At 73.0% G+C, this 21,606-nt stretch carries 27 protein-coding genes; 14 read left to right on the top strand and 13 right to left on the bottom strand.

Features of this window, described 5'->3' with window-relative positions; genetic code table 11:
- Window positions 1–28: 28 nt before the first annotated feature.
- A complete protein-coding gene (locus ACI78T_RS17160; protein ID WP_456559330.1) occupies window positions 29–649 on the top strand; it encodes a hypothetical protein in 621 nt (206 codons plus the stop codon).
- Between the two features lie 47 nt (window positions 650–696).
- On the opposite strand, the gene ACI78T_RS17155 is transcribed toward ACI78T_RS17160, so the two are convergent.
- The gene (locus ACI78T_RS17155; RefSeq protein ID WP_456559329.1) at window positions 697–1,230 is read right to left on the bottom strand and encodes a DUF4916 domain-containing protein; all 534 of its coding nucleotides are present in this window, start codon (window positions 1,228–1,230) and stop codon (window positions 697–699) included.
- A gap of 14 nt (window positions 1,231–1,244) precedes the next feature.
- Window positions 1,245–2,642: a DUF4407 domain-containing protein gene (locus tag ACI78T_RS17150; protein ID WP_456559328.1), complete on the bottom strand. Its 1,398-nt coding sequence runs from the start codon at window positions 2,640–2,642 to the stop codon at window positions 1,245–1,247.
- 212 nt (window positions 2,643–2,854) lie between these two features.
- Here ACI78T_RS17150 and ACI78T_RS17145 point away from each other — a divergent pair, with 212 nt between their 5' ends.
- Complete coding sequence (locus tag ACI78T_RS17145) at window positions 2,855–3,484, top strand: antibiotic biosynthesis monooxygenase (protein ID WP_456559327.1); 630 nt, start codon at window positions 2,855–2,857, stop codon at window positions 3,482–3,484.
- 114 nt (window positions 3,485–3,598) lie between these two features.
- On the top strand, window positions 3,599–3,982 hold the full coding sequence (locus ACI78T_RS17140) for a hypothetical protein (RefSeq protein WP_456559326.1): 384 nt from the start codon (window positions 3,599–3,601) through the stop codon (window positions 3,980–3,982).
- Window positions 3,983–4,039: 57 nt separating this feature from the next.
- Here the strand turns inward: ACI78T_RS17140 and ACI78T_RS17135 are convergent, their stop codons facing one another.
- Window positions 4,040–4,219: a hypothetical protein gene (locus ACI78T_RS17135; protein ID WP_456559325.1), complete on the bottom strand. Its 180-nt coding sequence runs from the start codon at window positions 4,217–4,219 to the stop codon at window positions 4,040–4,042.
- Between the two features lie 154 nt (window positions 4,220–4,373).
- Here ACI78T_RS17135 and ACI78T_RS17130 point away from each other — a divergent pair, with 154 nt between their 5' ends.
- Complete coding sequence (locus ACI78T_RS17130; RefSeq protein WP_456559324.1) at window positions 4,374–5,126, top strand: DUF6308 family protein; 753 nt, start codon at window positions 4,374–4,376, stop codon at window positions 5,124–5,126.
- On the opposite strand, the gene ACI78T_RS17125 is transcribed toward ACI78T_RS17130, so the two are convergent.
- Window positions 5,090–5,674 carry a TIGR03086 family metal-binding protein gene (locus ACI78T_RS17125; RefSeq protein ID WP_456559323.1) on the bottom strand — a complete coding sequence of 195 codons (585 nt, stop codon included), beginning with the start codon at window positions 5,672–5,674 and terminating at the stop codon, window positions 5,090–5,092. The two genes, ACI78T_RS17130 and ACI78T_RS17125, sit on opposite strands and share 37 nt — an antisense overlap.
- Before the next feature lie 5 nt (window positions 5,675–5,679).
- Entirely contained in the window at window positions 5,680–6,102 is a 423-nt protein-coding gene (locus ACI78T_RS17120) for a hypothetical protein (protein ID WP_456559322.1), read from the bottom strand.
- A gap of 68 nt (window positions 6,103–6,170) precedes the next feature.
- Here ACI78T_RS17120 and ACI78T_RS17115 point away from each other — a divergent pair, with 68 nt between their 5' ends.
- Together ACI78T_RS17115 and ACI78T_RS17110 are read left to right on the top strand one after the other, a co-directional pair.
- Complete coding sequence (locus tag ACI78T_RS17115; RefSeq protein WP_456559321.1) at window positions 6,171–6,590, top strand: DUF1810 domain-containing protein; 420 nt, start codon at window positions 6,171–6,173, stop codon at window positions 6,588–6,590.
- Window positions 6,591–6,601: 11 nt separating this feature from the next.
- Window positions 6,602–7,168, top strand: a complete 567-nt coding sequence (locus tag ACI78T_RS17110; RefSeq protein WP_456559320.1) for a hypothetical protein — start codon at window positions 6,602–6,604, stop codon at window positions 7,166–7,168.
- Here ACI78T_RS17110 and ACI78T_RS17105 read toward each other — a convergent pair.
- Genes ACI78T_RS17105 through ACI78T_RS17095 form a run of 3 tightly spaced genes read right to left on the bottom strand, consistent with a single transcriptional unit; the run spans window position 7,119 to window position 9,792 of the window.
- A complete protein-coding gene (locus tag ACI78T_RS17105) occupies window positions 7,119–7,904 on the bottom strand; it encodes an ABC transporter ATP-binding protein (protein WP_456559367.1) in 786 nt (261 codons plus the stop codon). The two genes, ACI78T_RS17110 and ACI78T_RS17105, sit on opposite strands and share 50 nt — an antisense overlap.
- A gap of 16 nt (window positions 7,905–7,920) precedes the next feature.
- Window positions 7,921–8,808: an ABC transporter permease gene (locus ACI78T_RS17100; protein WP_456559319.1), complete on the bottom strand. Its 888-nt coding sequence runs from the start codon at window positions 8,806–8,808 to the stop codon at window positions 7,921–7,923.
- 6 nt (window positions 8,809–8,814) lie between these two features.
- Entirely contained in the window at window positions 8,815–9,792 is a 978-nt protein-coding gene (locus ACI78T_RS17095; RefSeq protein ID WP_456559318.1) for an ABC transporter substrate-binding protein, read from the bottom strand.
- A 223-nt stretch (window positions 9,793–10,015) separates the two neighbouring features.
- On the opposite strand from ACI78T_RS17095, the gene ACI78T_RS17090 reads away from it, so the two are divergent.
- Window positions 10,016–10,750: a hemerythrin domain-containing protein gene (locus tag ACI78T_RS17090; protein WP_456559317.1), complete on the top strand. Its 735-nt coding sequence runs from the start codon at window positions 10,016–10,018 to the stop codon at window positions 10,748–10,750.
- 19 nt (window positions 10,751–10,769) lie between these two features.
- The gene (locus ACI78T_RS17085) at window positions 10,770–13,019 is read left to right on the top strand and encodes an ATP-binding protein (RefSeq protein ID WP_456559316.1); all 2,250 of its coding nucleotides are present in this window, start codon (window positions 10,770–10,772) and stop codon (window positions 13,017–13,019) included.
- On the opposite strand, the gene ACI78T_RS17080 is transcribed toward ACI78T_RS17085, so the two are convergent.
- Window positions 12,994–13,659 carry a hemerythrin domain-containing protein gene (locus tag ACI78T_RS17080; protein WP_456559315.1) on the bottom strand — a complete coding sequence of 222 codons (666 nt, stop codon included), beginning with the start codon at window positions 13,657–13,659 and terminating at the stop codon, window positions 12,994–12,996. The two genes, ACI78T_RS17085 and ACI78T_RS17080, sit on opposite strands and share 26 nt — an antisense overlap.
- A gap of 118 nt (window positions 13,660–13,777) precedes the next feature.
- On the opposite strand from ACI78T_RS17080, the gene ACI78T_RS17075 reads away from it, so the two are divergent.
- The 4 genes from ACI78T_RS17075 (at window position 13,778) to ACI78T_RS17060 (ending at window position 16,916) form a co-directional block, all read left to right on the top strand.
- The gene (locus ACI78T_RS17075; protein WP_456559314.1) at window positions 13,778–14,812 is read left to right on the top strand and encodes a glutathione S-transferase family protein; all 1,035 of its coding nucleotides are present in this window, start codon (window positions 13,778–13,780) and stop codon (window positions 14,810–14,812) included.
- Between the two features lie 53 nt (window positions 14,813–14,865).
- Complete coding sequence (locus tag ACI78T_RS17070; protein ID WP_456559313.1) at window positions 14,866–15,306, top strand: hypothetical protein; 441 nt, start codon at window positions 14,866–14,868, stop codon at window positions 15,304–15,306.
- Window positions 15,307–15,405: 99 nt separating this feature from the next.
- The gene (locus ACI78T_RS17065) at window positions 15,406–15,987 is read left to right on the top strand and encodes a DUF6318 family protein (RefSeq protein WP_456559312.1); all 582 of its coding nucleotides are present in this window, start codon (window positions 15,406–15,408) and stop codon (window positions 15,985–15,987) included.
- On the top strand, window positions 15,984–16,916 hold the full coding sequence (locus ACI78T_RS17060) for a hypothetical protein (RefSeq protein ID WP_456559311.1): 933 nt from the start codon (window positions 15,984–15,986) through the stop codon (window positions 16,914–16,916). Before ACI78T_RS17065 ends, ACI78T_RS17060 begins: the two co-directional genes overlap by 4 nt.
- A gap of 24 nt (window positions 16,917–16,940) precedes the next feature.
- On the opposite strand, the gene ACI78T_RS17055 is transcribed toward ACI78T_RS17060, so the two are convergent.
- The 3 genes from ACI78T_RS17055 to ACI78T_RS17045 all read right to left on the bottom strand — a co-directional run bounded on the left by ACI78T_RS17055 (window position 16,941) and on the right by ACI78T_RS17045 (window position 19,029).
- Window positions 16,941–17,084, bottom strand: a complete 144-nt coding sequence (locus tag ACI78T_RS17055; protein ID WP_456559310.1) for a hypothetical protein — start codon at window positions 17,082–17,084, stop codon at window positions 16,941–16,943.
- A gap of 211 nt (window positions 17,085–17,295) precedes the next feature.
- Window positions 17,296–18,186: an SGNH/GDSL hydrolase family protein gene (locus ACI78T_RS17050; RefSeq protein ID WP_456559309.1), complete on the bottom strand. Its 891-nt coding sequence runs from the start codon at window positions 18,184–18,186 to the stop codon at window positions 17,296–17,298.
- Window positions 18,187–18,288: 102 nt separating this feature from the next.
- Window positions 18,289–19,029, bottom strand: coding sequence for an alanyl-tRNA editing protein (locus tag ACI78T_RS17045; RefSeq protein ID WP_456559308.1), 741 nt, complete (start codon window positions 19,027–19,029; stop codon window positions 18,289–18,291).
- Window positions 19,030–19,121: 92 nt separating this feature from the next.
- Between ACI78T_RS17045 and ACI78T_RS17040 the strand changes: the two genes are divergently transcribed.
- Together ACI78T_RS17040 and ACI78T_RS17035 are read left to right on the top strand one after the other, a co-directional pair.
- Window positions 19,122–20,636 carry an HNH endonuclease signature motif containing protein gene (locus ACI78T_RS17040; protein WP_456559307.1) on the top strand — a complete coding sequence of 505 codons (1,515 nt, stop codon included), beginning with the start codon at window positions 19,122–19,124 and terminating at the stop codon, window positions 20,634–20,636.
- 117 nt (window positions 20,637–20,753) lie between these two features.
- The gene (locus tag ACI78T_RS17035) at window positions 20,754–21,377 is read left to right on the top strand and encodes a hypothetical protein (RefSeq protein ID WP_456559306.1); all 624 of its coding nucleotides are present in this window, start codon (window positions 20,754–20,756) and stop codon (window positions 21,375–21,377) included.
- A 9-nt stretch (window positions 21,378–21,386) separates the two neighbouring features.
- Here ACI78T_RS17035 and ACI78T_RS17030 read toward each other — a convergent pair whose 3' ends face one another.
- Complete coding sequence (locus tag ACI78T_RS17030) at window positions 21,387–21,554, bottom strand: hypothetical protein (RefSeq protein ID WP_456559305.1); 168 nt, start codon at window positions 21,552–21,554, stop codon at window positions 21,387–21,389.
- Window positions 21,555–21,606: the final 52 nt, after the last annotated feature.

The raw sequence follows: 21,606 nt of genomic DNA, 5'->3' as shown, positions 1-21,606 counted from the left end.
GCCGCCCGCCATCCGAGAGGAGGGCGGCATGTACGCCCGATCCACCACTGTTCTGGCCGACCCGCAGCGCATCGACGACGGCATCGCCTACATCCGCGACGAGGTCATGCCCGCCGTGCAGAGCATGCCCGGCTGCATGGGGACGTCCATGCTCTGCGACCGCAGCTCCGGCCGGTGCATCGTCACCACCAGCTGGGACTCCGAGGAGTCGATGAGCGCCAGCAGGGACGCGGTGATGCCCATGCGGGAGCGCGCCACCGACGTGATGGGCGGCAGCTTCGAGGTCCAGGAGTGGGAGATCGCCCTGCTGCACCGGGCCCATCAGGCACCCGAGGGCGCGTGTTGTCGCGTCACCTGGACCCGCGGCGACGGCGCCCGCATGGACGAGATGACCGAGACCTTCCGCACCGGCATCGTCCCGCGCCTGGACGACATCCCTGGCTTCTGCAGCGTCAGCCTCATGATCGACCGGCAGTCCGGTATGAGCGTCCTGACCGCCACCTACGACGACCGCGCCGCACTCGACGCCTCCGCGCAGACCGTGCGGGGCATGCGCGAGCAGTTCACGCAGCAGACGGGCACGGAGGTGGTGGACATGGCCGAGATGGAGCTGGCCATCCACCACCTGCGCGTCCCCGAGATGGCCTGAGGGACGGCGGCCGGCGCGGGCGTGCGGCCCGCGCCGGCCGACACCAGTCAGACGCCGAGGTGCGCCAGCGCCTGCAGCAGCAGCGTCGCCTGGCCGTTCATCAGCTCGCCGAGCACCACGGGGTCGCGCGCCTCGAGCGGCGAGAACCAGGTGAGCTCCAGCGCGTCCTGCTGCGGCGCGCAGTCGCCCTCGACCGGCACCACGTAGGCCAGCGACACCGCGTGCTGGCGCGGGTCGTGGAACGGTGTCACGCCCGGCGTCGGGAAGTACTCGGCGACGGTGAACGGCTGCGGCGCGGCCGGGATCCGCGGCAGCGCCAGCGGCCCGAGGTCCTTCTCCATGTGCCGGAGCAGCGCCGCCCGGATCCGCTCGTGGTACAGCACGCGGCCGGAGACCAGCGCCCGCTTGATCTGCCCGTCCTCACCGGCCCGCAGCAGCAGCCCGACGGCGATCACGGTGCCGTGGTCGTCGACCCGCACCGGCACGACGTCGACGTACACGATGGGCAGCCGCTCGCGCGCGGCGTCCATCTCCTCGCGGGAGAGCATGCCGCCGCCGGTCGCCGTGTTCAGCTCGGTCATGGGGACTGTCTACCTCAGGCGGATGTCGGCACCCGGTCCTCGGTCCGGCGGCGGACCGAGCGGACGGTGCGGACGGCGGCGTTGCGGGCCAGCTCCCGGATCGGGCCGGTGTCCCAGATCGGCCGCGACGGCTCCTCGACGGCGGCCGGCGCAGCAGCGGCCGGCGCCTGCGTCCGGGCGGCGACCTCGGCCAGCGCCGCCCGGCGCCGCGCCAGGATCGCCTCCTTCTGCCGGTCGACCCGCTCCTTCTCCGCCATCACCAGAAGCTCCTCCTTGGCGATGGCGACGGTCTTGCGCGACTCCTGCGCCAGCTCCTCGATCTCCACGTCGCCGGTGTCGCGCAGGGCGGCCAGCTTGTCGTAGGCGGTCGGTGGGCTGAAGTTCAGCAACATCTTCATGAGCACCGGGAGGATCTCCACGCTCATGAACAGCAGCGAGAGCATGAACTGGGCGGCGGCCATGGTGCCGTTCTTGTCGCCCAGCCGGTCCAGGGCCTCCAGCCGCATCAGCAGCCCGCCGGTCCCCTGGTTGGTCGCGTCGAACTGCGCCTGCAGCCGGTCCTGCTCGGCGGTCAGACGCTCCAGCTCGGCGCGGTCGGTCTCCAGCGACGACGCGGCCAGCGACGCGCTGCGCGACTCGGCGGCCGAAGCCGCGGCCACGGCGTCGTCCAGCGCCGCACGGGCGGCCACCACGACCGCCGCCTGCGCGTCGGCCGCCTGCCGCGCCTCGATGTAGGCCTGCCCGGTCCCGGCGTCCCCGGTGCCGCACGAACCGTCCAGCTCGCACTGCGCCTTCGCGTCCAGCTCGCGCGCGGTCGCGACCTCGGCGTCCAGCGCCGTCTGCTTGGCGGTCACGTCGGCCCGCACCACCGCGAGCCCGGTATCGGCCACACCGCCGCTGGCCACCACCGCCTCCGACGCGGCGATCCGCTCCTCCAGCTCCGGCAGGTGCGCGAAGCGGGCGTCGTCGGCCAGCGAGGCGCGGTAGGCGTCGCCCTGCTCGGCCTGCATCGTCACGATCTCGGTGTCGATCTCCTTGGCGAAGATCTGCATGGTCAGCGGCGTCGCGATGACCACGCCCAGCACCAGCGCCAGCCCCACGCGTGGGACGGCGAGCACCAGGTTCCGCTTCAGCGACGAGTCGTGCGCCATCCCGACCATGAGCATCCGGTCGAGGTTGACGACGACGAGGCCCCAGCCCAGCCCGATCAGCAGCGCCAGCGGCCACCACGCGCCGAGGGCCATGTGCACCGCGAAGGCCATCGACACCAGCGCCAGTCCACCGGTGCTCAGCAGCACGCCGCCCAGCGCCACGAACTTGGCGCGGGCACCCGGCGCCGCCTCCAGCACGTCGGGCCGCGCGCCGGCCAGCACGGCCAGCTTGTTGCCGATCCGCCCTCGTCGGAACCTCATGCAGTGCCACACCCCCGGCGACGGGGATCGCGAATATCCGTCGCCTCAGCTGGAGTTATCGGCAGCCGCCCGGCCCCCCGGGACCGGTCACGGGGCGTGGCCATGTCGCCGAACCGGTCGCCGCCGTGCCGGAACCCGTTCCCAGGAGGACGGCGGTCCAGCACAGTGGGCGGCGACGGCACCGGCGCCGTCGATTCCAGGGGGAGCACCGCATGCACGCCCGATCGACCACCTTCCGCGGCCGGCCCGGTGCTCTCGACACCGGCATCGCCCACGTCCGGGACGACGTCCTGCCCGCCGTCCTCCAGATCGAGGGGTGCGTCGGCCTGTCGATGCTCGTCGACCGGCACACCGGGCTGTGCGTCGTCACCACCTCCTGGGACGACGAGGAGGCCATGCACGCGAGCGCCGAGGCGATCGGCGGCATCCGCGACCGGCTGTCCCGGACCCTCGAGGGCGCCGTCGACGAGGCCGAGATCGCCGAGTGGGAGGTCGGCGTTCTCCACCGCATGCTCGGGACGCCGGAGCACGCCGCCGCCCGCGTCATCTACACGAGAGGCCCGCTCGGCGCGGCCGACCGCATCGTCGAGCGCTTCCGCAGCCACATCGTCCCGCGGGTGCACGAGCTCTCCGGGTTCTGCAGCATCAGCCTCTTCGTCAACCGCGAGAACGGCCGCAGCGCGATCACCACGGTCTACGAGGACCGCCAGACCATGAACCGCGCCAAGGGCCAGGCGCAGGCGATGCGCGAGGAGTTCACCACCCACCTCGGCATGCAGATCACCGAGGTCATCGAGTTCGACGTCGCCCTCGCCCACCTGCGGGTGCCCGAGACGGTCTAACGCGCGGGCCTCGACCTCTCCGACTGAGGTCACCGCGGTTGCCGGGCCGCCTGCGACACCCCGATCGGATCGCACTTCGGCTCAACGAGAACCAGATCGTGCAGCATGCCTGCCGTGCAGCACCCCGACTTCTACGCCGCCATCGTCACCCTCACCCCCGTCTTCCTCGCCGCGGGCCTCTACGCCCTGCGAGAGGACTTGAGGAAGCCCGGGGACAAACTCGGGCGACCGGCCACTGCACTGCTCCTCTTGGCAATCCTTACCTTCGTCGGCGGCCTTCTCGTGCTTGGCGAATTGACTGACTTCTCAGATTCCGCGTGGCTGCGCTGGCTCTTCGTCAGCGCGTCGGTAGCGCAACTCGCGATTGCCGCCATCGGCTTTCTCATGCAGGCGACGGCAGGCGGCGAGGATGTGGGCCGCCAAACGGCAAGCGAACAGCGAGTGGAGCACTCCACCGGTCGGCGCGGGAAGCGGGCCAAGTCGGCTCGGCGGCGGTAAGGCCTTCGCGACAGCGACGTCCCCTCACTCACCGATCCGTTTCAGGCTGGCTGAGCGTTAGCGCGCGGGCGGCACCCAGCCGGCGGCGAGCTTGTCGTAGACAGCCTGCAGGGCGGCCAGCGGCGAGAGGTGCAGTTCGTGCTGCATCCGCTGCACCTCGGCGAGGACGGCGTCCCAGTGCCCCGACGGCGTCGCCTCCCGGAGGCGTTTCCGCGTCTCGGCGAGCTCGGCGGTCACGCCGACCACCTGGACGGGCCTGCGCGGCGACGGCACGGATCCGACGGGCTCGACATCCATGGCGGCACAACCTAGGGGCCACCGACGCCCGGGCGGAAGGCCTCCGCGAGCGCCGGAGCTGCGACGATGGGTCCTCCGACGAGGGAGGCCACCGGTGGACGACGCCCAGCTGGTGCTGCCCAGCGCGGGACCGGAGCCGATCCCGCTCGACACCGCCCTCGCCGCGGTCGTCGGCTACGCGCGGGGACGGCGGCCGCTGTACTTCCGTGCACCCAACGCCCGCACCGGGCGGTGGGCGGAGATCCCCGCCTTCGGCTACGAGCGGTTCGACCGCCGGCCGCGCTCGACCGGCCCGCTCGACGAGCCGGACGTCCTCACCGCGGAGGGCCTGCACGGCCGGCTGGACCCCGAGGCGTGGCAGGCGACGAAGAGAGCCCTCGCGGACGTCGGGCCGCTGCTGGACGCGGTGGCCGAGTCCGCCGCCGGGCGCCGGTTCGAGGACCTGCCGGACGACGAGTTCTCGGTGCTGGCCGAGCCGGGCACCGTCGGGGCGGCGCTGCGCCGGCTGCGCGAGGCGACCGACCGCGCGGTGTCGCCGAAGCACGTGAACGCGGCCCTGCACCACCGCCGTCCCGACCTGGTGCCGCTGCTGGTCCGCACCACGCGGTGGCAGCTGCTCCCCCACGTGCGCGAGGGGGACAGCGGCGTGGAGGCGGTGGTCCACCGCGAGGTCAGCGGCAACGCCGCGGCGTTCGCCCGGCTAGCGGCGGAGCTCGGCGCGCGGGACGTCGAGCTGAGCGCCGTCCGGCAGCACGACGTCCTGCTCTGGCTCAGCGCGACCCTGCGGCTTTCAACGGCGGTGCAGCTGGGTCAGGCGGAGGTCCACCCGGGGTCGCGGCCGGTCTGACCGAGCAACCGGTGGAGCACCGGCGCGTCCTCGCGCACCTCGACCACGGGCCCGTAGATCGCATCGCGCATCTCCGGCGCGTTCGCCGCGAAGTCGACGCCGTAGTCCAGGCAGGCCTGCGTGCTCGCCGGGTCGGCCCGGTAGTCCTGACCGGTCGCGGCCGCGAGGTCCCACCCGTGGACGAGCACCTCGTTGAGCGCGATGAGGCCGACCGCGCTCGCCGGCAGGTCCAGGCCGGCGATCACGGTCCGCCCCTCCCACGCGCCGGGCTCGCGCCAGGCAGCGGCGAGCGCGTCGAGCTGCTCCGGCAGGCGCGTCCGCCAGTCCTCTGCGAGGTTCGCGGCGTCCGGGTACGGCCCGGGCGGCTGGGGCACCTTCCCCGCCGCCTCGGCGAACGCGTGAGTCAGGCCGACGAGGTGGTCGAGCAGCGCGGCCACGTTCAGGTCGGCGCAGGGCGTCGGGTGGCACAGCTGGTCGGCCCGGACGCCGGCCACGATGCGGGCGACCTCGGCGGTCTGCGGGCCGAGGTCGAGGGTCGTCGTCTGCATGCCGGTCAGGACCGGAGGGGGCGGCGGAACTCATCGGCGGTGCGGCGGCCGGCCCACCCGAGGAGGACCAGCGCGAGACCGACGACGAGGAAGGTCGCCTGCATCGCCGGGAAGGTGAAGCCCAGGGCGGCAAGCTGACCCAGCATCCAGAGCACGAGCACGGCGCCCACCAGCGTCGTCGCCGTCCAACCGCGGGCGTCACGGCGCAGCAGCAGCACGATCGGCACCAGCGGGAGCACACCGAAGAGCACGACGAGGGCGATCCCGGGCAGGGCGAAGTCGTCGAGCAGCGGCCAGTCGGGCAGCTCCGCTGCCGTCATCCCCATCCCGCCGCCGCTCGGATCGGTGACGAAGCTCAGCCCGCCGAACCACCCGCCGCCGACCAGGACCGCCAGCGCGGCCAGCGTCGCGCCACGCAGGACTCCCATGCCCCGGCATCCTGGCGCACGGAGGACCCCGTGTTGCCATCGCGCCGCGTCACGACGAGCCTGCGGAGGTGAGCGATGCCTTCGACCTCCGCCGGTTCGTCGACGCCCAGGCGCACACCTACGACCAGGCGCTGGCCGAGCTGCGCGCCGGCAGCAAGCGCAGCCACTGGATGTGGTTCGTCTTCCCGCAGATCGCCGGGCTGGGCCGCAGCGGCATGGCGCAGCGCTTCGCCATCTCCGGCCTCGACGAGGCGCGCGCCTACGTGCAGCACCCGACGCTGGGCCGCCGGCTGGTCGAGTCCGCCCGCGCCCTCACCGCGATCGACACCGAGGACGCCGAGCAGGTCCTCGGGCCGGTCGACGCCCAGAAGCTCCGCTCGTCGATGACCCTGTTCGCGCACGCGGCCCCCGAGGAGCCGGTGTTCCGCGAGGTCCTCGACCACTACTTCGGCGGAAACGAGGACGACGCCACGACGTCCCGGCTCTAGCCTCCGGCGCCGTGAGCTACGACGCCCTGGCCGAGAGCGTGCGCCTGCTCGACGGGGCTCGGCTCCCCGACGTCGCCCGGCTCAGCCGTCGCATCCGGCACCTCCCCCTGGCGGTGGACCGGGACGGCGAGGTCGCCGTGACGATGTTCCTGCGCCGGGGCGTCAGCGGCGTCCCGCTGGTGGAGACGCACGTCCTGGCGCGGACGGGCGGCACGTGGCGGGTGCTCGGCGGGGGCGGCGGACCGGCGTACGCCGTGCTCGAGCCCCGACAGCCGCTCGCGGACCTGGGCGCCCCGGCGGTCAGCCACGGCGGAGGCGGCGTCGCGAGCTCGGGCGACCGCCCGTGGCGCAGGAGCGACTGGATCTCCTACGCGGAGCTGGAGGCCGCCGCGGAGGTCGCCGCCCTGCGCGTCGGGAGCAGGCTCCTGCCGGTTCCCGGGCACGGCTGCGCGATCGTCGTCTGGCGCCGGGAACCGCCGGCCGTCGACGCCCTCGACGCGTCGGGTGCCGTCCTGGGCGCCGTCGACCTCAACCGGCCACCGGGAGGGCGTGCACCAGGTCGGCGATCTCCCGCTTGACCGCGTTGAACTCCGGAGACGTCACGTCGCGGTCGGCGAGCTCGACCGGCACCACCCGGCTGACGTGCCCGGGCACCCCGTGCGAGGCGCCGCCGGTCATCACGACCACGCGGTCGGCCAGGTACACGGCCTCCTCGATCGAGTGCGTCACGAACACGACGGTCGTCTGCGTCTCGGCGTGGATCCGCTTGAGCTCCGCCTGCAGGTCCGAGCGGGTCAGCGCGTCCAGGGCGCCGAACGGCTCGTCCATCAGCAGCAGCGACGGGTCGTTGGCCAGCACCCGCGCGATCGCCACCCGCTGCTGCATCCCGCCCGACAGCTGCGAGGGGTACCGGTCGGCGAACCGGGTCAGCCCGACCGCCCCGATGAACCGGTCGGCGACCCGCGCGGCGTCGTCCTTCGGGAGCTTCTTGCGCCGCGGCCCGTACAGCACGTTCTCCCGCACGGTCAGCCACGGGAACAGGCCGTAGTCCTGGAAGACGACGCCGCGGTCGGGCCCGGGCCCGGTGACCGGCGCGCCGCCCACCTCGACCGTCCCGCCGGTGGCCGCATCGAAGCCGGCGAGGATGCGCAGCAGCGTGCTCTTGCCGCAGCCGCTGGCCCCCACGACGGCGACGAACTCCCCCGACGCGATGGCCAGCGACACCCCCGCCATGGCCAGCACCTCCCCGCGCGGGGTCGCGTACGCCTTGCTCAGGTCATCCAGCCGGACGTCGGCCGTCCGGCCCGCGGTCATGGTCACGAGCGGGCTCCTACTTGATCAGCGGACGGTCGCGGAACAGGACGCGGAAGACCAGCATCAGCAGCCGGTCGGAGAGGAAGCCGGCGATCGCGATGCAGATCATCCCGACGACGATCAGGTCGGTCCGGACGACGTCGCGCGCCAGGAAGATGGTCGAGCCGAGCCCGTCCGGGACGCCGGTCGTCTCGCTGAGCACGAGGATCACCCACGCCAGCCCGAGCCCGACCCGCATGCCGTTGACGATCGCCGGCGCCGCCGCGGGCAGGACGACGCGCAGCAGCGTGCCGGGCCCCGACGTCCCGAGCATCCGGGCGGCCTCCAGCAGCCGCTCGGGCACCTGCCGCGCGCCGCTGATCGTCCCCAGCACGATCGGGAAGAACGCCGACAGCGTGATCAGGAAGATCGACGCCTGGTCGCCGTAGCCGATGAGCAGCGCCACCAGCGGCACCCACGCGGTCGCCGGGATCGGGCGGAACAGGTTGATGGTCGGGTCGAACAGCGCGAACGCCGTCCGGAACCGGCCCATGACGATGCCCAGCGGCACGCCGATCGCCGTCGCCAGGGCGAAGCCCGAGGCCACCCGCGTGGCGCTGGCGCCCAGGTCGGTCCAGAGCAGCTGGCTGAACGCGTCGTCGTTGAGGCCGCCGAACGCGTAATCCCAGAGGGAGACGGCGACGTCCGAGGGGTAGGGCAGGTAGCCCATCCGGATGCCGAACGGCAGCTCCCACTCGTTCTGCCGGCCCACGTGCCAGACGATCAGGATCAGGATCGGGACCGGCAGCCCGAGCAGCACGGTGCGTGCCAGGTCGGCGCCCCGCCGCCGCCGTCGGGATCGGGCGGGCGGCGCCAGGGTCCCCTCGGCACCCGCGGGTGCGACGGCGGCGGCGGTGGTGGACACGGCTGCTCAGTTCTCCGGCGCGAACGCGGTGTCGATGATGTCCTCGACGGGCGGCGCCTCGTCGATCAGGCCGAGGCCGGCCATCTCGCCGGCGAGAGCCTCGACCTGGCCCTGGTACTCCTCGCTGAGGTCGGTGCGCAGCGTGAAGTTCTCCAGCGCCGACTCGAGCACCTCCTGGTCGCCGCCGAACTCCGCGACCATGTCCGGCAGCCACTCGTCGACGTTGTCGCTCATGTACTCCGTCGTCGCCACGTGGGTGTCGACGACCTTCTGCACCAGCTCCGGGTTCTCCTCGATGAGGGCGCCGCTGGTCGCCAGGCCGATGTTCACCTGGCCGATGGCGGTCGAGTACGGGTCGGCGATCTCCTCGGCGCCCGCGGCCTCGGCCAGGGAGACGCCGATCTCGACGCCGAAGAACGCGTCGATCGAGCCGCTGCCGAGCGCCGAGGCCAGCTCCGGCGGCGGGACGGCGATCAGCTCCACGCTCGCCGGGTCGACGTCCTCCTCCTCCATGATCAGCCGCAGCGCGACCTCGGGGGCGCTGCCCTGCACGTAGCCGACCTTCTTGCCGACCAGGTCGGACACCGAGTCGACGTCGTTGCCGACGAAGCCCCACCCGCCGTCCGCCGCCGACGCCACGACCTTGAGGTCGCGGTCCTGGGCGATCGACGAGATGGTCGAGGTGACGCCGGTGACGGCGAAGTCGACGGCGCCGGAGACCAGCGCGTCGGACAGGGACGGCGTGCTGTCGAGGACGACGACCTCGAACTCCACGCCGTCCTCGGCGTAGTCCTCGTAGAGGAACGGCGCGTAGAAGTGGGGCTGGCCGCGCAGCGTGCCGATCTTCACCGTCTCGGTCTCGCCACCTCCACCACCGCTCCCCCCGTCGGCGGCCGACGACTCGGAGGAGCAGGCGGCGAGGGCGACGACGGCGGCCGCCGAGGCGGCCAGGCCGATCAGGCGCTGCGCGGGACGGGAACTCATGGGACTCCTTCAGGAGGGGGCTCGCTTCCGTCCTGATCCCATCCGCGGTACCGGCGCGGCCCGTTTCCCGGCGATGACGCGTCTGTTAAGTCGTCCCCGGGCGTCGTGAGGCGTGCCACGCGGGCCACGTCCCGGTCGCCGCGGGACATCTGTATCTGGGGCCCGGGACACCTCTCTTCCTAGCGTCGACCGCGACCGATCCAGCCGAAGCACGAGGTGCCCGATGACCGCCGTCCTCGCCAGCCCGACCATCCCGAGCCCGCGCACGCCGGTCGAGGACGCGCCGCGCCACTCCGCCGCCGTCGCCTACCAGCGCGTGCTGCACCAGGCGGTCCGCCGCGAGTTCCGGATGCTGGCCGAGCTGGCGAGCTGGGCCCCGGCCGAGGACGCCACCCGCGCCGCCGACCTGACCGCGCACGCCGACCTGATCGCCCGCGTGCTGCTCCAGCACCACGCCACCGAGCGGGAGCTGCTGTGGCCGGCCCTGTTCCGCGGCCTGCCGGCGCGCGAGCAGGACAGCGCCCGCGACGCGGTCGCCTACTGGACCAGCCGGGCGGCGCTGCTGGACCACATGCTCCGCGACCTCTCCACCTCGGCCCGCCAGTGGGCGGTCGCCCCCACAGCCCCGTCGCGCAACGCCTTCGCCCGCGCCTGCAGCCGCCTCGCCGACCATGTCGACGCGCACCTGACCGCCGAGGAGCGCGACCTCCACCCGCTGCTCGGCCGCTACCTCACCGCTGCCGAGTGGGCCACGGTCAGCCGGGCGGCGACGACGAACCTGTCCGGCCGCGAGCAGCTGATCCTGCTGGGCCTGGCCCTCGAGGACGCTTGCGCCATCGACCGGGCCCGGCTCATGGCCGGCCTCGCCCCGGCGACCCGCACCGCGTGGCGCGTCGTCGGCCGGCGCAACTACCGCGCCACCGTCGTCCGCCTGCGCGGGGCCCCGCCGGCCGCGTGAGCCCGCTACCTTCCTGCCGGTGAGCGCCGGGGAGTTCGCCGACCTGCTGCGGGGATTCCGCGAACGCGCGGCGCTCACCCAGGAGGAGCTCGCCGCCCGCGCCGCGCTCACCGGCAAGGCCGTCGGCGCCTTGGAACGGGGCGAGCGGCGGCGGCCGTACCCGCACACGATCCGCGCGCTCGCCGACGCCCTCGGCCTCGACGACGCCGACCGTTCGGCGCTCTCCGGGGCGGCTCGACCAGCGCCCGCCGCGGTGCTGCCCGCCCCCGCGGTCCCGCTCATCGGCCGGGACGCCGACCGGTCCGAGGTCGTGGAGCTGCTCCGCTCGGGCGCCACCCGGCTGCTCACCCTCACCGGGCCGGGCGGCGTCGGGAAGACGAGCCTGGTTCTGGACGTCGCCGGGGCGCTGGCCGCCGACTTCCCCGACGTCGCCGTGGTCGAGCTGGCACCGCTGAGCGACGCGTCGCTCGTCCTGCCCGCGGTCGCGCGGGCGCTCGGCGCGCACCAGCTCGCCCCTCCCCTGCTCGACTCGCTGGCCGGCTTCATCGGCGGCCGCCGGCAGCTCGTCGTCCTCGACAACGTGGAGCACGTGCTCGACGTCGCGCCGGACGTCGCCGAGCTGCTGCGCCGCTGCCCCGGCCTGGTCGTCCTCGCCACCAGCCGCGCCGCGCTTCGGGTGCGCGCCGAGACCGACCGCCCCCTCGACCCGCTGCCCCTGCCGTCCGGTGCCGACCCGGCGGCGGTCGCCGGATCGCCGGCGGTCCAGGTCTTCCTGGACCGGGCCCGCGCCGCCGGCCGGCCGATCACGCTGACCGGCGGGACGGCGGCCGACGTCGCCGCGATCTGCCGCCGCCTCGACGGGCTGCCGCTCGCCCTCGAGCTGGCCGCCGCCCACGCGCGCTTCCTCTCCCCCTCCGCGCTGCTCGACCGCCTCGACTCCGCCGTCAGCTCCCCGGTCACCCGGGACCTGCCGCCCCGCCAGCGCACGGTCCGGGCGACCCTCGACTGGAGCCACGACCTGCTCACCGCCGACGAGCAGCGCCTGCTCCGCCGGCTCTCCGTCTTCGCCGGCGGCTTCGACCTCGACGCCGCGCAGTCACTCGCCGACGACGACGTCGTCCCCGCCCTCGCCGGGCTGGTGGAGCAGTCGCTGGTGGTCCCGCAGGACGGCGACCGCTACCGGATGCTGGAGCCGATCCGGCAGTACGCGGCCGACCGGCTGGCGGAGGCCGGCGAGGCGGACCCGACGGCCGACCGCGCGGCCCAACACTTCGCCCGGCTGGCGGCGAGCGCCCGTGCGGGCCTCCGGGACGCCGACCAGGCCGCGTGGCTCGACCGGCTGGAGCGCGACCACGACAACGTGGGCGCCGCCCTGCGCCGGATGGCCGAGCACGACCCGGGGACGGCGGCCCGGCTGGGCGCCGACACCTGGCTCTACTGGGCGCTGCGCGGCCACGCCCTCGAGGGCATCGCCGCGGTGGAGCGCATCCCGGACGACCTGCCGCCGGCCGACCGCGCCGCCCGGCACCTGACCCTGGCGGGACTCCGGTTCGTCGCCGGCGACGTCCCTGGCACGGCCTGGGCGGCGACCGTCGCCGCGGACGCCGCCCGGACCGCCGGTGTGCACGACACCCTCGCCGAGGCGCTGGTGCTCGCCGCCACCGCGACGGTCTTCCTCGGCGACCTGGACGCGGCGGCGGGACACCTCGCCGAGGCCGAGGTGCTGGCGGAGGGCCGGTCGTGGGTCCGCGCGCACACGGCGATGGCCGAGAGCCAGCTGTTGTTCGGTAAGGGGGACGTCGCTGGAGCGGTGGCCGCCCTGGCCGAAGCGGAGCGGATCGCCCGCGAGCTCGGCAGCCCGTTCACGCTGGCGACCGTCCTGAACGTGCAGGCAAGCGTCGCCCTGGCCGCGGGCGACGACGCGGGCGCGCTCGGCCGCTGGACCGAGGCCGCCACGCTCGCGGCCGAGGTCCGCACCACCTGGACCCTCGCCTACGCCGTCCCGGGGCTGGCCGTGCTGGCCGCCCGCCGCGGCCAGTGGGAGCTCGCCACGCGGCTGTTCGCCGCCGGGTCGGCGACCGCGGAGGCGGCGTCGGTGGCGATCACCTACCCGCCGGACGTGGAGATGGCGCGGGAGTGGCTGACCGTCGTCCGGACGGAACTGGGCGAGGACGCCTTCCGGCGAGCCTGGGAAGGAGGGCGCGGGGTGCGCCCGGACGACGTCCCCGGGCTCGCCCGGGAGATCACCGGCCGTTCCGCACGCGGGTGATGTAGCGCTGGTAGCTACGGGCGAAGACGGTGCGCAGGAGGAAGCGGACCGGCGCCGGCAGGACGCTCAGCATCTCGACCTTCTCCTCAGGCGTGGCCTCCTCGAGCACCGCGCCGAAGAGGATCGGCAGCTGGCTGAACCTCATCTGGTCGCGGCCGTGCTGGCCCAGCTGCGCCCACTCCTCGGGCGTGATGTGGCGGGCGGCCAGCGGCAGGATCTCCCGCTCCTCCTCGTCGAGGTGCGGGAGCAGCGCCTCGCGGAGCGCGTCGAAGCCGGCGGCCACCTCCTCGGTGACGGCGGGGCGCGCCTCGGCCTCCCAGCGGTCGAGCGCCGGCTGGAGCTGCTCGAGGGCGTCGTGCACGCGCTCGTGCTGCTCCTCCATGCGGTTGACCAGCTCGGCGTCGGGCGGGCAGCGGTCGAGCAGCTTGGGCCAGAGCAGGTCGTCCTCGCCGGTGTGGTGCATGTGCAGGCCGGTGAGGATCAGCCGGCCGTGCTCGGCGAGGACGGCGGCGCGGGCGGTGTCGCCGGGGGCGACCTCGCGGACGAGCTGCGGGAGCAGCCGCAGCTCGCGGCGGAACACGCGGTGGACGACGACCATGTCGTGGACGTCGGTGAGGGTGGTGGCGCTGGTCTCGGTCATGGCATCGAGCCTGCTCAGAGGCCGGTTCTCTCGACACCCACACGGCTCCCACACCACCCCCACAGCCGGTCCGGGGGGTGCTGGTGTGAACCGGAACGGCATCGGGAACGCTGGGACGGTGAGTGACGACAACAGCGGGTCCGGTTACGTCGAGGCCGAGTACAAGCGCGACTCCAAGTACATCTCGGACCGGATCACCTCCGACGGGTCGAGCAACTGGCCCGTGGAGCCCGGTCGCTACCGCTTGGTGGCCGCGCGGGCCTGCCCCTGGGCGAACCGGTCGATCATCGTGCGGCGGCTGCTGGGCCTGGAGCCGGTCATCTCGATGGGGCTGACGGGGCCGACACACGACGAGCGCAGCTGGACGTTCGACCTCGACCCCGGCGGCCGCGACCCGGTGCTCGGGTACGAGCGGCTGCAGGAGGCGTTCCTCGCCCGCGACCCCAACTACTCACGCGGCATCACGGTGCCCGCGATCGTCGACGTCCCGAGCGGCGCCGTCGTCACCAACGACTTCCCGCAGATCACCCTCGACTTCTCCACCCAGTGGACCGCCTACCACCGCGAGGGCGCGCCCGACCTCTACCCCGAGCACCTGCGGGACGAGATGGACGAGGTCATGGAGCGCGTCTACCAGGAGGTCAACAACGGCGTGTACCGCTGCGGGTTCTCCGGCTCGCAACGGGCGTACGACAAGGCGTACCAGCGGCTGTTCACCGCGCTCGACTGGCTGGAGGAGCGCCTGGAGCACCAGCGGTTCCTGATGGGCGGCCAGGTCACCGAGGCCGACGTCCGGCTGTTCACGACCCTGGCGCGGTTCGACGCCGTCTACCACGGCCACTTCAAGTGCAACCGGCAGAAGCTGACCGAGTTCCCCAAGCTGTGGGCCTACGCGCGCGACCTGTTCCAGCTGCCGGGGTTCGGCGACACGATCGACTTCCCGCAGATCAAGGAGCACTACTACGTCGTCCACAAGGACATCAACCCGACGCAGATCATCCCGTCGGGTCCGGACACGTCGCACTGGCTGCTCCCGCACGACCGCGAGCAGCTGGGCGACCGACCGTTCGGCGACGGGACGCCGCCTGGTCCGGTGTTCGAGGGCGAGGAGGTCCCGGCCGACCACGGCCCGGGAGGCATCCCGCACCGCTGAGCCGCCTGTGGACAACGGCTGAGTGCGCCAGCCGGAACTGCCACGGTTCCGGCATGACGACGCTCCCGCCCCTCGCCGATGTCCCCGTCCGCTCCGCCGACGACCTCACCAGCCGCTGGACGCTGCTGCTCGAACCGCCGGTGTTCCGCGCGCGCAGCCTCTGGTTGGCCTGGCTGGGTCCCGACCGGCGGATGCTGCCGATCGTGATCCCGGTCGACGACGTCCCGCTGGTGCCGGAGCCGGCGATGCTCGAGAACCTGCGGCGACTGCACGACTCGCTCTTCGAGAGCCAGCTCGGCGGCGACGGGCACTTCGCGATGGCGCTCTGCCGGCCCGGTGAGCCGGTCGTCCGCGGGGACGACGAGGCGTGGGTCCAGGCCCTGTCCTCGGCGCTGGACGAGGGGCAGATCGACGGCACCTGGAGCCTGCACCTCGCGGCCGGGGGCCAGGTCGTGCCGATGGTCGAGGCGCCGAGCCGGCTCTGGTCGCGCTGACGGACGGGCGAGACGGCCGTTCACCCGATCGCGCGGTGGACGGCCGCTCTGTCCACAGTGAACGAGAAGGCCGCGTCTCGGACTGGCTACTCTCCGGCTGTGCGTGATCTTCGGGGGCTGCGTCGCACGGTCATCGGCGTCCTGGTCGGGACGGCGGTGCTGACCGGCTGCTCGGACAAGCAGGAAGCCAACGACACGCTGCCCTCGTCGAGCGCCGCGGAGACGACCGAGGCGCTCCCGCCGCTCGGCCCAGAGGACTTCCCGGTTCCCGACGAAGCCCGCACCAAGGACGCCGCAGGCGCGGAGGCATTCCTGCGCTACTACATCGAGCTCCTGAATCGCCTGCAAGCCATTCCCGCGGGAGAGCCGCTGCGCGAACTGAGCCCGGAGTGCGACACCTGTCTACGCATCGCCCGCGCTTTCGATGACGCAGCAGCGGCGGGCTGGACCTACGACGGAGGCGAAGTCTCGCTCAACGACGTCACGGCTCCGCAGTTGAACGGTGACACGGCTTCACTCGTCTTCGGGGCCCGCGTTGAGGCGCTGACTATCCGCGACTCCACTGGAGCGCCGATCCCTAATGGCGAGGAAGCCGTGTCACCGAACGCAGGCTCCGGAATGACTCTGGCGTGGTCACCTGAGCAGAAATCGTGGCTCGCAGCAGGGCTCACAATCGGATGAAGCGCTTCCTCCTGCCACTGCTGGCTATCGCGTGCTTCGCGACCTCATTCGCACTTGAGACGGGCACCGCACAAGCGTGCAACTCGATCCGTGGCTGCTCGGCTGGAGTGGGCGATGGCGCGGTGCAGGTTACCTATGAGGGGCCTGCTGTAGCGGGCGTGGTAGGGGCACCCGAATCCGAAGCGTCTGACTTCGCGTGGCGACTATTCGACCGCTGTCTCTCGGCCGCGGAATCCACGGGCTACTGCTCGCCTACCGACGTGCGCGCGTGTCCCCCCGCAGAACTGGGTCGGGTGGTCGGCTTTTTCGTCGTGGAGCGACGACCCATCGTTCGCCCGGATCTCATGTACGTGGATCCGGACACGCCCACCGGAGAACCACCGGCGCTGTTGCCTGCCCCGACTGGGGCGATGCCGGGCGATACGGTCGGTGACTGGCGGTTCCAGTCCGAGGGCTGCTTCGACATCACGCCGCTGAACCCGCCGCCGTCGCCTGCCGAGGTGTTCAGCTACTTCCAGCGCCTTCCGCTTCCCCAGCTGACCACTCAGCACCAGCCGCCGGGGAACGGGCTCACCGGACTGCCGGTCATCTTCTTCACCGACTCCCCCACGACGCAGACGTTCACCGTCGACATCCGCGGCTTCCAGGTCGTCATCGAGGCCACCGCCGAGCAATTCACCTGGCACACCGGCGACGCCACCGGCCAGATCGTCACCACTGATCCCGGCGCGCCCTATCCCGCCCAGACGATCGAGCACTCGTACCGGTCGGGCACCTACACCGCCTACCTGACCGTCACCTGGGGTGCGACGTTCACCGTCGACGGAAGCGCCGAGGCCGACGTCCCCGGCACGACGACGACCGACGGTCCCCCGGTGACCTTCGATGTCCTCCAGGCTCGGCCGGTGCTCACGAACCCGTACAACTGACTCGGGAAACGCCGCCCGGCGTCGTCAACGGTGGCCGCTGATCGATCGATCGAGCGGGGTGGCCGGGTCCTCGAACGTGCCCCACGTGCCGAAGGCCATCAGCCCGAGCGCGGCAGCGATGACGACTGCTGACTCGGCGACCTTCCTCAGCAGTCCCCGGCGCAGCACACGGCGATCCTGCCGACCGCTGGTCACCGTGCGTGACGCTCACGCGATCCGCCATCCCTCTCGGGGACACCGTCCACTCGTACGGGCGACGGCACCCGTCACTCACGGTCGGCGGTGCGGTCTCGACGCGTCCCCGTGACGAGGGGACCTCTGCTCCGAGCCCGTCGGGGCTGGACAGAGCCGAAAGTGCGAGTGACGCGCTGCCGTCGCCTCAGCCCTCGACGACCGCCAGCACCGCGTCGGCCAGCAGCTGCTGACCCTGGTCGGTCGGGTGCACGTCGTTCGGCAGCACCAGGCCCGCCGCGATCGAGTCGCCACCGGCCGCACCGGCCGCCGCCCGGAACGCCTCGTAGCCGTCCGCCACGTCGGCGTCGTACGTCGCAGCGAGCTGCGCGATCTGACCGCCCAGGGCACCGGTCGCCACACCGAACGCGTCCGAGTAGTTCAGCGCGTAGTACGTGACTACGACGATCTGGCCGTCGTAGCCGGCTTCGCCGCGCAGCGTCGAGAGGATCTGGTTGAGGTTCGTCTGCAGCGTCTGCCCGAGGTTCTGCAGCGCCGCGGCGTCCGAGCAGTTGGTCGGCGTCGTCCGCTGGCAGATGAACGCATCGTTGGCGCCGATCTGCAGGGTGACCAGCTCGATGTCGTCGTTCTCCTGCAGCGCCTGCACCGCGAAGTTCATCTGCGACTGGTCGAACGACTCGTACTGCACGTGCACCGGGTAGGCCTTGCGGTATCCGAAGTCGGAGTCGAGCGTGTTCTCGCACCCGTTGCTCTGCGCCGAGGCGTCCAGGAAGCTCGCCGTCGTCTCCCCCGGGCACGACGCGTTCAGCACCTCGAGGCCGAGCTCCTCACCGACCAGCTCCGGGTACCCGGTGAAGTTGTCGGCGTCCGGGAACTCCGCCGTCGCCCCACCCCGGTACCCGAACGGCACCGAGTCGCCGAGCGCGAGGTAGGCCCCGCTCTCCTCGACCGCGGAGGAGCCGGCCGCCGAGCCGCTCGAGGGCGAGGACTCCGACGAGCCGTCGTCCGACGAGCACGACGTCGTGACGAGGACGCAGGCCCCGAGCGCGACCGCGATCCGACCCAGCCGGCTTCCCATGTCCCTGCCTCCAGTCGCCCGCGAACCAGAGCGTCCGCGCGGCGGGCGCCACAGTAGGGGGACCAGCTGGGCACGCCCGCAGCGGCCCGCCGGTTCGGAGGCTCAGACGATCCGGATCCTCAGCCGGCGGAACCCACGCCCCTTGTTCTCCATCTTCACGACCTCCACCCGGCCCACCATCGACGTCGATGCGACATGGGTGCCGCCGTCCGCCTGCGTGTCCAGGCCGACGATGTCGACGATCCGCACCTCCTCGATGTCGGGCGGCAGCAGGTTGGTCGCCGTCCGGATGATGTCCGGGATCGCGAACGCCTCGTCCCGCGGCAGCGTCTTCACCTCGATCGGCCGATCGGCGGCGATCTCGGCGTTCACCGACTCCGCGATGCGGTCCTTGAAGTCGGGCGGCACCTCGGCGAGGTCGAAGTCCATCCGCGCGGTCAGCGGCTCCATGTTGCCGCCGGTCACCAGCGCGCCGAAGTCCCGGAAGACGACGCCGGTGAGCACGTGCAGTCCCGAGTGGGTGCGCATCAGCTGGGTGCGCCGCTCGTCGTCCAGCGCGCCGCGGACGGCGGTCCCGGGCGGCGGCACCGGGTCGCCCTCGACGGGAATCAGGTAGAGCTCGTCCCCCTTGCGCGTGCCGGCGATCCGGGTGCGGACGCCGCCCCACAGCAGCACGCCCTCGTCCGGCGGCTGCCCACCGCCACCCGGGTAGAAGGCCGAGCGGTCGAGCACGATGCCCTGCTCCGCGTCGGAGGACAGGACCGTCGCGTCCCATTCCCGGACGGTCGAGTCGGCGAGGTCCAGGCGGTGGGTGTGCCCGTGGTGGTCGGTCGCGGTCGTCACGAGGGCATGCTGCCCTCCCGCTGCGGGACGACGACAGGACCACGTCCGCCGAGTGGACCGAAACTGTCGTACGTGCTGGTTAGCGTCCAGCCATGGACGGCGACGAGGCACCCGAGGAGGGCGTGCCCGTCCACGTGCTGCCGGAGGATCTCGCACCGGCCCTGTCGGAGCTGGAACTCGTCGCCGACATCTGGGCGTCCGACGCCCGCGAGGCCCGGCACGTGGCCGAGCGGGCCGTCGCCCTCGCCCGGTTCGCCCGCCGGCGCCGTCGTGAGCGGATCCCGGAGTTCGGGCCGCGCGGTGGACCGGGGCTCGACAGCCGGCACCGCCAGCCGGCCTTCCTCGCCGACTTCTCCGAGACCCTGGTCCCGGAGGTGGCGCTGCTGCGCAACTGCTCGGAGCTCGAGGCCGAGCAGGTCCTGGTCGAGTCACTGATCCTCACCACGTCACTGCCCGGGACGTGGAGCGCGCTCTACGAGGGCCGGATCAGCGTCCCGAAGATGCGTGCGCTCGTCGACCTCCTCGGCACCGCGAAGCCCGCAGCAATCGAGGAGATCGAGTCGCTCGTGCTGCCGGCTGCCGAAGGGTGCACGGTGCCGCAGCTCCGCCAGCGCGTCCGCCGGGCCCTCGCCCGCCTCGACGCCGACGCGCTCGAGAGACGACGCCGGGAGCGGGAACTGCGCGCTGATGTCACCCACCAGGCGACGGGGGACGGCATGGGGCGCGTGGTCATCGACCTCCCCGTGTGGCGATCGGCCGCCTGCGTCGACGCCGTCCGACGGCTCGCCGACCAGCAGCGGTCGGGCGGCGACCTGCGCCCGATCGGGGTGATCCGGGCCGACATCGCCGCGGACATGCTGCTCCGGCCGTGGGACGCGTCCCGGCCACCTGTCACCGCCGTGCTCACCATCCACGCGCCGCTCGCCGCGCTCGACCCGTCCGGCGGCCAGCCGCCCGCCGAGGTGTCGGGCGACGTGGTCACTGCGGCGCAGTGCCGGGAGCTGCTCGAGCAGCTCGACATGCTGGGTGTCCGAGCGGCGCCCGCAGGCGGGTGCGTCCAGGTGGCGGTGAGCGATCCGGGCACCGGCCGGCTCCTCGCCGTGGGCACGCGCAGCGAACTGCGCCGAGCCGCGGGGAGACGCCGTCAGCGCCGCCCGTCGAACCGCCGAGCCGACGCCCGGCGCCGCAGCGGCGAGGGCCCACCGGAGAAACCGGTCGAGGACGGCACGGGTCTTCGGGCGCCGGAACCGACGACCACCTACCGCCCGACCGCCGCGCAGAGCCGCTTCGTGCGCGTCCGCGACCGGCACTGCCGCTGGCCCGGCTGCCGCCGCGCGCCGGCCCGCTGCGACATCGACCACGGCGAGGCCCATGCCGACGGCGGCCCCACCGACTGCTGGAATCTGTGCTGCCTCTGCCGGCGCCACCACCGCATCAAGACGTTCGCGCCGGGCTGGGGTTTCGAGCTGCTAGCCGACGGGTCGGTGGTGGTCCGGACCCCGAGCGGCGTCTCCCGGGTCACGCGGCCGACCGGACAGGGCGAGCTTCCAGAGCCCGATCCGCCCTGGGTGGATGAGCTGGCGCCGCCCCACCCGCTGCGCTGCTGAGCCGAAGCGTCCCCCGGCCGAGCTCCCCGTAGGCGTTGACCGTGCGGACCCGTCGCGCGCACTCTCGACAGGCGGCGGTGCCGCAGGGGCCCGCCCGCCCTGGCGAGGAGTGGTGGCATGTACGCCCGTTCCACGACCGTGCACGGCGATCCGCAGGTGCTCGACGAGGGGATCGCCTACGTCCGCGACAAGATGATGCCGGCGGTCCGCCAGATGGACGGTTGCATCGGCCTCTCGATGCTCTGCGACCGCACGTCCGGTCGTTCGATCGTCACGACGTCCTGGGCCGACGCCGAGGCGATGCGCCGCAGTGCCGACCCCATGTCGCCCATGCGGCACCGGGCGGCCGAACTCCTCGGCGGGGAGGCCGGCGACGTCAACGAGTGGGAGATCGCCGTCATGCACCGGATGCACGAGACGCACAACGGCGCCTGCGCCCGCGTCCTGGTGGGTCAGGGCGATCCGGCGCGCATCGACGAGCTCGTCGACACGTTCCGCATGAGCATGCTGCCGCGGATCGAGGACCTCCCCGGCTTCGTCAGCCTGAGCCTGATGGTGGACCGCGAGAGGGGTCGCACCGCGACGGCGGTCGGCTACGACAGCCGGCAGTCGATGGCCGAGGCCGAGCAGCCGGGCAGGGCGCTGCGCCAGGAGTTCACCAGCCGGATGGGCACCGAGGTCACCGACGTCGCGGTCTACGACATCGTCCTGGCCCACCTGCGGGTGCCCGAGACCACCTGACGCCCGCCGTCAGGCAGCGCGGCGCACCTCGTGGGGAGGGACCGGACCGGTCAGGTGCAGCGCCGCCGCGGAGGCGAGCACGTCCCGGTCCAGCCACTCGAGCAAGAACTTCGAGCCGTACACCTCGACGACGCTCGTGGCGTCCGGGAGGCGTCGAACAGGCGCGGTCTCGGTCATGCACCCATCGCAGCACCGGCGGATGACACGACCGTGGCCTCCAGACGTCGGG

Source organism: Blastococcus sp. SYSU D00922 (genome assembly GCF_054050495.1).
The sequence above is the reverse complement of the archived record's forward strand: the minus strand, read 5'-3'. Positions and strand labels throughout refer to the sequence as shown.